The 10,074-nt window shown below is 35.6% G+C and carries 10 protein-coding genes; 6 read left to right on the top strand and 4 right to left on the bottom strand.

The window, feature by feature from the left end:
• Positions 1 to 40 precede the first annotated feature (40 nt).
• The 3 genes from E1171_RS15275 to E1171_RS15285 all read right to left on the bottom strand — a co-directional run bounded on the left by E1171_RS15275 (position 41) and on the right by E1171_RS15285 (position 3,485).
• On the bottom strand, positions 41 to 931 hold the full coding sequence (locus tag E1171_RS15275; protein WP_155206913.1) for an anti-sigma factor: 891 nt from the start codon (positions 929 to 931) through the stop codon (positions 41 to 43).
• A gap of 373 nt (positions 932 to 1,304) precedes the next feature.
• A complete protein-coding gene (locus E1171_RS15280; protein ID WP_155206914.1) occupies positions 1,305 to 2,762 on the bottom strand; it encodes a sensor histidine kinase in 1,458 nt (485 codons plus the stop codon).
• 21 nt (positions 2,763 to 2,783) lie between these two features.
• Positions 2,784 to 3,485, bottom strand: coding sequence for a response regulator transcription factor (locus E1171_RS15285; protein ID WP_155206915.1), 702 nt, complete (start codon positions 3,483 to 3,485; stop codon positions 2,784 to 2,786).
• A gap of 439 nt (positions 3,486 to 3,924) precedes the next feature.
• On the opposite strand from E1171_RS15285, the gene E1171_RS15290 reads away from it, so the two are divergent.
• The 4 genes from E1171_RS15290 (at position 3,925) to E1171_RS15305 (ending at position 7,399) form a co-directional block, all read left to right on the top strand.
• A complete protein-coding gene (locus E1171_RS15290; RefSeq protein ID WP_155206916.1) occupies positions 3,925 to 4,602 on the top strand; it encodes a TetR/AcrR family transcriptional regulator in 678 nt (225 codons plus the stop codon).
• A gap of 15 nt (positions 4,603 to 4,617) precedes the next feature.
• Positions 4,618 to 4,962 carry a hypothetical protein gene (locus E1171_RS15295; RefSeq protein WP_155206917.1) on the top strand — a complete coding sequence of 115 codons (345 nt, stop codon included), beginning with the start codon at positions 4,618 to 4,620 and terminating at the stop codon, positions 4,960 to 4,962.
• Between the two features lie 140 nt (positions 4,963 to 5,102).
• Positions 5,103 to 6,734, top strand: a complete 1,632-nt coding sequence (locus E1171_RS15300; RefSeq protein ID WP_155206918.1) for a SulP family inorganic anion transporter — start codon at positions 5,103 to 5,105, stop codon at positions 6,732 to 6,734.
• 17 nt (positions 6,735 to 6,751) lie between these two features.
• Positions 6,752 to 7,399 (top strand): carbonic anhydrase family protein, encoded by a 648-nt coding sequence (locus E1171_RS15305; protein ID WP_155206919.1) that lies wholly within the window; start codon positions 6,752 to 6,754, stop codon positions 7,397 to 7,399.
• Between the two features lie 163 nt (positions 7,400 to 7,562).
• Here the strand turns inward: E1171_RS15305 and E1171_RS15310 are convergent, their stop codons facing one another.
• Entirely contained in the window at positions 7,563 to 8,558 is a 996-nt protein-coding gene (locus E1171_RS15310; protein ID WP_155206920.1) for a lipid A deacylase LpxR family protein, read from the bottom strand.
• Positions 8,559 to 8,978: 420 nt separating this feature from the next.
• On the opposite strand from E1171_RS15310, the gene E1171_RS15315 reads away from it, so the two are divergent.
• Both E1171_RS15315 and E1171_RS15320 read left to right on the top strand, forming a co-directional pair.
• Positions 8,979 to 9,407 (top strand): VOC family protein, encoded by a 429-nt coding sequence (locus E1171_RS15315; protein ID WP_155206921.1) that lies wholly within the window; start codon positions 8,979 to 8,981, stop codon positions 9,405 to 9,407.
• Between the two features lie 182 nt (positions 9,408 to 9,589).
• The coding region (locus E1171_RS15320; protein WP_187696480.1) for a phospholipase effector Tle1 domain-containing protein at positions 9,590 to 10,074 on the top strand (485 nt) is incomplete at its 3' end.

The raw sequence follows: 10,074 nt of genomic DNA on the forward strand, positions 1-10,074 counted from the left end.
ATTAAGCATTTCTCTTTTTAGATTATAAGGGGTCACAAAATTATCGGGAAACACTTCCATAAGGAAAGGTGTTTTCCTCATATACTAGGTCATAAGTTGTATGATCTGTTGCATCTGTTGGTACTGTCCCAATCAATGGTTTAAAGGCAAATGGTTGAGTACTATTATCCGGACTAGGTTCAATGGAAATAACTATGGTGGCTCCGCTTAAGTCAGTAGGAAAACTTAGGTCAGAAGGGGCTGCGGTAACAAAATCTTCACCTGGAAATGCTGGTCCTGAAGCATCACTTCCACTGTAGGGAGCTCCATTATCTATCATGTCGGCAGCAGAAAAAGTTCCTGTACTTACAGGAGTGCCATCTATTACAGCCCAGCCTTCATATAACCAGTTCGATGGTAGGGACGGAAGCTCTAAACCTTTGGTGGGGGCCCCTCCTGATAAGTCAAGAAACCAAACCCCACTTAGTTCGTCTTCTGTAGTTGTGGTGGTTGGGGTTGCCAAAATATATTTTCCAGTTGTTTTGCTAAAATCAGCTCCAAGAGCAGCAGCATGTGCAATGTTTACATTGGCATCATTTCCTGAGAATGATCCTCCTAAAATTTTAATTGAACTGGGAGCTGGGTCATTGTCTGGGATGGGTTCTATGGTTAACACAAAATCTGTAGCTTGCATAAGTTGATCAGGGTCTACCATAAATGCTGAGGTTGATAAGGCACCGTTTTCACCTACTGTAAAAGTTCCAGTGCTAATAGGTGATCCTTTAACAATAACCCAACCTTCGTACTGCTCGTTGCTGCTTAGGGTCGGAAGGTTCATCAGGTTTAAACTAAGTGTATCCATCATTGGCATCTCATCTTCTTCTTTATCGCAAGCGGTTATTGAAATAAAAAGAACTAAGGATAGCGTCGAAATAAATAGTCTTGTTTTCATAATTTTTCCCTTTGATTTGATTAATAATTCAAAGGTATTTTTCAGATATCACAGATTTATAACAGAATTATAAAGTTTGTAATACATTTAAAGCGTGATGAAAATTTTAGAGGAAATACATGATGGTTTAAAGAAAAAGAATTAAAATTTAGGGATAAGAAGATTTAACTAAATACTATTATTGGTATATAAATTAGGGGGTAAAAATTTTATTGTTTCCAAAGAGAAGGTTTAATTTTTGAAAAGGATTTTTTTTCATCAAAAAACCTTCTTGTACATTGGTATTGAAAAGACGGTATTAAAAAAGTAGGGGTGAAGAAAAGTGAATTGGTCCAGGGGAGATACCTGAACCAAACAAGAAAATATCAAATTTTTAATTATAACAGGGCAGGGAAAAGCAAAATACAGTAGGCCCTTTTGTACTAGAAGCGACCGAAATAGATGCTTTGTGAATTTCTAATATCTTTTTTGATATAGCCAGACCTAACCCTGTCCCTTCTGTTTGGTCCTTTTCCTGATTAGTCTTATAATACCTGTCAAATATATATGGAATATCTTGTTTCGGAATTCCCTCTCCTGAATTCTCTATACTCACCTCAACTTCTTCCTTCTTTTTAATTACACGTAGAGAAATATGGCCCTCTTCTGGAGTATATTTTATCGCATTTTCCAGTAGGTTTTGGATTACTCGTTCAATAAGGGCGATATCAGCCTTTACTGGTGGGATAGTGGAGGAAATGTCCTTTTTTAAGGTAATTCCTTTTTGTTCAGCTAGAAGTTCAAAACCTCTTGAGGAATCTAGTAATAATTCGTTGATTAAAAATGGTTCTTTATTGAGAACTATTTGTTTGGTCTCTAATTTTGAAAGCTCAAATAAATCGGCCACTAATTTTTTTAATCGTTCACTTCCTTTAAGGATGATTTGGAGGTATTTTTTTCTGTCTTCTGCAGAAAGGGTTTCATCTTTTATAATTATGGTTTCAATATATCCATGGATCACAGCAAGTGGGTTACGTAAATCGTGGGAGACATTAGCAATAAGCTCTCTCCTTAATTGGTCCACATTTTTTAGCTCTTCAATATTTTGAAGAATTTTATCAGCCATCCTATTAAAGGTTCGAGATAGGACGGACAATTCTCCCTTAGCATATGCTTCAGGAATTCGTGCCTTCATATCTCCTTCTTCAAATCTTCGAAAGATATGTACAATTCCTCTAAGATTTTTTGTTAATAACCAAATAAGGCTTAAACCAATAATAAACGCGGCTATTAGAGAGATGAACAGCAGTTGGGCTCCCAGGGTCAACGCATAACTTCCAATTAACGTAGAGGTAATGGATTCAAATTTTTCACTTACAAGTACCATATATACATAGCCCATTAATTTGGACTGGTCATATACGGCCGTAGCTGAAAAAATGGTAGAACCTTTCGGATGTCGGGGATCATCTCCAAGAATTAACTTATTTCCCTTATTCTCGATAAAGGACAAGACGGGCTCTAGAGAAACGCTGTTTAGTTTTACTTTTTTATCTAGGACCACATAGGAAAGGATTTTACCATGAGGGTCAAGTAGATAAACCTCGAGAGAGGGATTAACAGCCATCATGGAATGCATTATTTTGCCAAGGGCTTCTTCATTTACTTTTCCATCAACAAATGGTTCCACCTCCAGTAACATATGTTCCGCCACTCCTGCATGAAGTCTTTGCGTGGTTTCTTCAAAATATTTTTTTGCTGTTATGGTAGTGATCAAAGCATAGGCTAGCCCAATTAGCAATAGGATAATTACGAAAATGAAGGAAAGTCGTATAAATAAGCTGTTTTTCATGGCATGAGTTTCTTTAGATTTTTAAATTTCATCATTAAACCGATAGCCTAATCCCCAGCTCGTTAAGATGAATTTATTATTATTTAGGTCTTTTTCAATTTTAGATCTAAGGCGGTTAATATGAGAATTTACGGTGTGTTCATAGCCATTAAATTCGTAGCCCCAAATGATCCGCAGAATTTCCTCCCTGTTGAAACTTCTTCCCGGATGACTTGCCAATAACCCTAATAGATCAAATTCTTTAGGTGTAAGATCGATCCGTTTATTATTGAGTTCCACTTTTCTTTTTTCCAGGTCGATGCTAAGATTTTCAAAAATCAGAACTTTTTTTGGAGTGGGAGATTTTGATCGTTGATTTTGTTCCTGTCTCCGGAAAATTGCTTTTACCCTTGCAATAAATTCACGTATGCTAAAGGGTTTGGTCATGTAATCATCAGCACCAGATTCAAGGCCCAGAACTTTATCAAATTCCTCATTTTTAGCTGTAAGCATGAGAATAGAGGTGTAGTTTTCTAATGCTCGTAACTTTTGGCTTACGGCAATTCCGTCCAATTTTGGAAGCATGATATCCAAAATGATTAGGTCATAGGCTTGTTCCATGGCCGCATTAAAACCAGATATTCCGTCATGAACGGTTTCAATGGCGCAGTCCAGATCCTTTAGGTGGATTGCGACCAGGTCTGCCAAGTTTTTATCATCCTCAATTATTAGTACTCTTTTCATGAAATTATTTTTTTCAAATAAAGACAAAAAGCATCACAAAAGTATCACGAACCTATTCTTCAGTTGAATTAGGATACAATCGTCTTCATTATTTTATGTCGAGAAAAGGAGAGTTTGGACGTAAAATAATACTTTTCCTCCAGAAATTTAGAGTTATTGTCTATCTTCTATTTCTAAATAAGTTGAAAACCAATTGGAAATAATTTTCTTTATTAAATTTAATATTATTGGCATTTGTCTTTTACGATAATTGCCCTTAAAGGTAAGGAGAGCCCATTATTGAACTTAATTTGGTTGAATACCAGAAGATTAAGTTTAACGGTGGAATGAAGTGTAAAACATTGATTATCAGATTTATAGATATAAAATAGATATTAATGCAAGAGATACTTGTATTGTAGATAGTGTTACTATTATATTTGTTAAATTTAAGTTTAAAATGGAAAACCTTCTATCTAAAGTTAGTATCCGGGTAAACAGTAAGGTTTTTTTGAAAGACCCTGAATCAAGCGAATTAGGTCGAAAGATTATTGTGGGTAGTATCGATATGATTGATGAATTAGGTTTTGAATCTTTTACCTTTCGTAAACTGGGTTTACAAATAAAATCACCTGAAGCTTCAGTCTACAGATACTTTGAAAGCAAACATAAACTACTCTTATACTTGACCTCTTGGTATTGGGGTTGGATGGAATACCGATTGGTGTTCAGTTTGGCTAATATTCATTCTCCTGAGGATAGATTAACAAGAGCCATTAATTTAATGACTGAAGAGGTGAAGCAGGATAGTAGTTTTGCCCACATCAATGAAGTGAAACTGCACCGTATTGTAATCTCTGAATCTTCTAAAGTGTATTTAACCAAAGAGGTTGATCAAGAAAATAAAGAAGGGGCTTTTACCACCATTAAACAGTTAGTTGAACGCATTAGTGATATTGTCTTGGAAATTAATCCAAACTATAAATATCCTCATATGCTGGTTTCAACAATGATTGAAGGAGCACATTACCAACGATTTTTTTCTCAACACTTGCCAAGATTGACTGATGTGGTAAAAGGAGAGGATTCTGTCACGGAGTTTTATAAGGATATGATCCTCAAAGCAATTAAATGCTAAAGATTAGGTTTGACGATGGTGAAAAAAAATGAAATTATACATAGTAAGTGGTGGGTGTCCAGGATTTTTGTTCTTCCCTTCCTTCTTTTTTTTCTTTCTGATGCTCTTTATCCGGGAGGATTCGACGATCTTTTGGTAGAAGTTGTGGAAATGATCGTTGAGGATGGGAAAGAATGTGGAAAAGAAAATGGAAAAGGAGAAAAGAATACTAAGGAAAATGAGAAAGATATCTACCTGACTTTAATGTTTAATTGTGATTTTGTTGGCCTTTCATTAAAGAGGTGTTATGGGGAACACTCCTTTTTAGGGTCTAATTTATTTTTTGATTTGGTAACTCCTCCTCCGGAACAGCAGGTATAGTATATTTTTCCCCAAATTATTGGGGGAGTTTCAATAAAGTATTATTGAGAAAAGCATGTTTCTTAAAATTTTTGAATGATTAAACATGCTGATTTTAAACTATATCCGTAAGAATAAATCAAAACAAAAATTTAGTTAGAATGGGTAGTCAAAAGAAAACATTTTTTGAGAATATAAAACATGATTTTCCAGCTAGTATTGTGGTCTTTCTTGTAGCAATGCCGCTATGTTTGGGTATTGCTTTAGCTTCAGGGGCCCCTCTGTTTTCAGGGATAATTGCTGGAATTGTAGGTGGAATAATAGTTGGCTTGTTAAGTGGGTCAGCCCTTGGAGTTAGTGGACCAGCAGCAGGATTGGCGGTTATTGTTTTATCTTCTATACAAGAGTTAGGAGCATTTGATATTTTCCTTTTTGCTGTAGTGTTGGCCGGGGCTATGCAGTTAATAATGGGGCTCCTTAAAGCTGGTGTAATAGCTTATTATTTTCCTTCTTCGGTAATTAAAGGGATGTTGTCTGGTATTGGAGTTATTATTATTCTCAAGCAGATACCTCATGCCTTTGGTTATGACAAAAGTTCTGGTGAAGGATTTTCCTTTGTTCAGGTCGATGGTCAAAGTACATTCAGTGAACTAATCAATATGCTGAACTTCATTAATCCTGCCGCCCTGATTATTGCCTTAATTTCCATTGCTATATTGATCCTTTGGGAGCAACCTTTTATAAAAAGAATGGCTGCTTCTAAATTGATCCAAGGTCCCCTTGTAGTAGTAATTCTGGGGATAGGTTTGAATATGTTTTTTCAAAATCTTGGTATGTGGACCCTGAAGGAGAATCAAGTGGTAAATATTCCAGTTGCGGAATCATTGGGAGGATTTTTTGGACAGTTTACTTTTCCTGATTTTAGCCAATGGGCAAATCCTCAGATTTATGTAATTGCAATTACAATTGCAGTGGTAGCAAGTTTAGAAACCTTGTTGTGTGTGGAGGCAACCGATAAACTGGACCCTCAAAAACGGGTAACCCCTACCAATCGAGAATTAATTGCTCAAGGGGTTGGTAATATGGTTTCTGGCTTTATTGGAGGATTGCCAATAACCCAGGTGATTGTTCGAAGTTCTGCTAATATTCAGTCAGGTGGAAAAACGAAGGCTTCTGCCTTTTTTCATGGAGTATTGTTGTTGGTTTGTGCTTTGTCTATTCCTAAGATACTTAACTTAATCCCTTTGGCTAGTCTTGCAGCCATTTTGTTGGTGGTAGGGTATAAGTTAGCTAAACCTGCACTAGTAAAGGAAATGTATAGGTTGGGAAGATCACAATTTGTTCCTTTTATGGTCACCGTTCTAGGGATCGTGTTTACGAATCTTTTATTAGGAATATTTCTAGGTCTGGTAATTGCAATTTTCCATATTTTATGGAATAATTTCAAAACGCCTTATCATTTTGATTCTGATTTATATGTAAAGGGAAAACCTGTTGAAATCACTTTAGCTGAGGATGTAAGTTTTTTAAATAAGGCAAGTATCTTACGTACTTTAAACCAACTTCCGGATGATACGTATGTTATTATCGATGCATCTAAAACGAAAAGCATACATCCGGATGTGCTTGAAATTATTGAAGATTTTAAAGAAAATGCAAAAACACGGGATATTACCATAGAAATATTAGGCTTGAAATTATCTAAAAAACAAGATCCCGTTAAGCAATTTGGTAGAGTTGTTTTGGAACAGCCAATGGCAAAGAGAAATGCTAAAGTTAGATTATTTAATTAAGGATAAAAGAAACTTTTATGGAAACCGTTAGAGAAAATTTCATTACCCAAAATAAAGAAACGCAATCGGCTATTACTCCTTCGAGGGCAGTAGAAATGTTAAAAGAAGGAAATGCACGTTTTGTAGAGAATAAGAGATTAGGTCGTGACTTTCACCAACAAGTGGAACTGACTGCTGGTGGCCAATATCCTTTCGCTGCTGTTTTAAGTTGTATTGATTCAAGAGTTCCTACTGAAATAGTATTTGACCAGGGAATTGGAGATGTTTTCAATGCCAGAGTAGCAGGAAATTTCGTAAACAGCGACATTTTGGGCAGTTTGGAATATGCCTGTAAAGTGGCTGGAGCTAAGGCTATTTTGGTATTAGGTCATACCCATTGTGGGGCCGTAAAAGGAACATGTGATAATGTGGAGCTGGGAAATATTACTGGGATGTTGGCTAATATAAAGCCTGCAGTGGAAGCCATTTCAGATGAAACCGAAGATAGGACTTCGAATAATCCTGGTTTTGTTCAAAAGGTTTCTGACATGAACGTAAGATTGACTGTTGCAGCCATCAAGGAGAAAAGTGAAGTGCTTCGCGAAATGTATCAAAATAATGAAATTGCCATTATTGGTGGTATGTATGATGTGGAAACTGGAAAAGTGGAGTTTAGAGAGCTTTAAAAAAAGGATGTTAATCCATAAATCATAGAGGAAAAGGGCCCATCAACTTAGGTTTGGGCCCTTTTTTTGAATCTTAAGCAGGTTATTTTTATAATTTATTGGATTTGAAATGCTTATAGGTTGTGTCCTATTTCTTTTTACTTTAGAGTTGCAAGAACTATTATTAAAATAATCGAATCCCAACCTCTACAGCTCCCCATCTTTGAGATTCTGCTCCTTTAAATTCTGGAGATTTCCAATTCTGGTTAAAAGAAACTCGAAGCCTGTCATATTGCAATGTTAATTTGGATACTCCTTCAAAATAGAAGGTATTTATTTGGGAGCCTGGAATAAGGTGCGGGCTATTGCCTCCATAAGGCATTCCCTGAAGAAGTGAGTTTCGAAACATGGTACCAACGGTCGGGCTAAAGGTTAAATACATTTTGAATTTTCCATTACTCCCTCTTCGTTGGTAGAACTTGCCATCGTTACTGAAAAAATTATCCAATAACCCCAAACGGAGAGTAAACCCTGTAGCACCATAAACGTAAACACTGCCCAGTCCAGCTTCAACATTAGGAGTAAAGTCAATGTAATTGGAATTTAGTAGCCCCTTTTCGTATTTCAGGTAATAATTCAGACCTACACTATTACCAATTTGATTATCCCAACCTTGAGGGAGGGAGTTGTTAATCAATTCATGAAATTTAGTTTGAACGGTTCCTGCAAAAGCCCATTTTCCGGTTACCCCTAATTGAAAGGAGGTGGTTAGTTTCTGACGATTAAGCTCATCAAATGATTCCAGACTATGAGTTGCATAAAACCAGCCAGCGTAAGGTCGGTCATTTTCTAATAAACCGTCACTATCAATGCTTAAAGGAGTATAAATCTCCTGTCCTAATTCTAAGGTGTATAATCGGGAAGTAGAATTCTTTAATCCAAATAATAAATGTTTACTGGGTAATTTTCTCAAAAAAGAGCCTGTAATTCTTGCGGTAACCCCATTTGTGAAATACCCATCCGACTTTCCGTATAATTGAAGAATGTCATTGGAAAAGGAGCCTCCAAAGAAGATGGGTTGCCTTTTTGGTGGGATACTATCTAGAGTAGATTGAGCAAACCCTTGAAAATTTAAAGAAAAAAATGAAAGTAATAAAATTGATAAAAATCTGTACCGCATAGTCCTTCCCCCCAAACAAAGGGGAAAACGGAAAAACTGTTGTTTTATTGGATGGTGGGGTTAGAAATTATGGTTTCAGGCCAAATAAAGCTCACTTTTAGGAAATATTGGCTTAAATTATTTTCTAAATAATGAGTCTTTATTGGATTTTTCTTAAAGTAATTATTCGTTTATTGACCAAAAAAATCCTAAATATTATTTCAAATAAAAAAGATTGCAAAGATTGGAAGCGACTATTAATGTCAATATTATCACTATTAATTTTTTCCTGCTTTCTATCTTCATTTTAAAATTTTCCTTAGCTTATAAAGCAAAAGAGTCCAAGTTTATGATTTCATAAATATCCGAATAAAAGCACCAAACAAGAAGTACAATTCCAATTCAAAATAATCTTCAAATTTAATTTAAAATTATAGCATTATGAAAAAGAACAAAAAGAAAGTAACTGGGGTAGGAGGTATTTTTTTTAAATGTCAGGATCCAAAAAAAATGAAAGAATGGTATGGGGAAAATTTAGGCCTAGTGACAAATGAATATGGATCTTTATTTGAGTTTCGGGAAACGGATAATCCTGCTCAGAAAGGCTATTTGCAATGGAGCCCTTTCTCCAATAAAACAACATATTTTGAGCCTGCCAAAAAGGACTTTATGATTAATTACCGAGTTGAAAATATAGAGGAATTGGTGGAGGAGTTAAGGAAAAACGGAATTACTATTCTAGATGAAATTGAGACTTACGAATATGGTAAATTTGTTCATATATTAGATCCTGAAAATAATAAAATAGAACTTTGGGAGCCTATAGATCAGGTTTTTACAGATTTGTATGAAGGTAAGACTACAAAATGAAAATCCCCTGATTTCAAATTAATAAATGATAAATAAATACCATAGGGACCACTATGTAAATGTATTGGAAATAGACAAATTCCATGGTTTTCATTTATAGAAATGAACTTTAATTCAAAATAATCCCTTATTTCCGCATAAAATCCTAAAGAAAGAGGTAAAAATCATGGAGGGTGCTGGTTATGAGAAGCAAGAATATTGTAATTTGCTACGATGGCACGGGAAACGAATACGGCCAGAACAATACAAATGTGGTAAAAGCATTCGAATCCATCGTCCAGGATGAATTTCAAACAGGATACTATCAACCCGGTATAGGAACCATTGATCTTTTGGGCAGGAAATATGGAAGGAAAATGGGAATATTATTGGGGAAAGCTTTTGGTGTAGGTCTTCAGCAGAATTTAGAAGAAGGTTATAGGTATCTCATGAATTGTTTTCTCCCTGGAGACCAGATTTATTTTTTTGGATTCAGTAGAGGAGCATTCGCTGTTCGTGCCCTTGCAGGGATGATTTATCATTTTGGCTTATTGCAAAAGGGAAGCGAGCAACTTATTCCCTATGTTTCAAAAATGTATAATAATAAAAATTTTTCTGTGAAAGATGGCTTTAAGGAGACTTTTTGTCAAAGCTGTAAGCCCCATTTTATTGGCGTATGGGATACGGT

The sequence above is a fragment of the Xanthovirga aplysinae genome, from assembly GCF_009711365.1.
Taxonomy (GTDB): Bacteria; Bacteroidota; Bacteroidia; order Cytophagales; family Cyclobacteriaceae; genus Xanthovirga; species Xanthovirga aplysinae.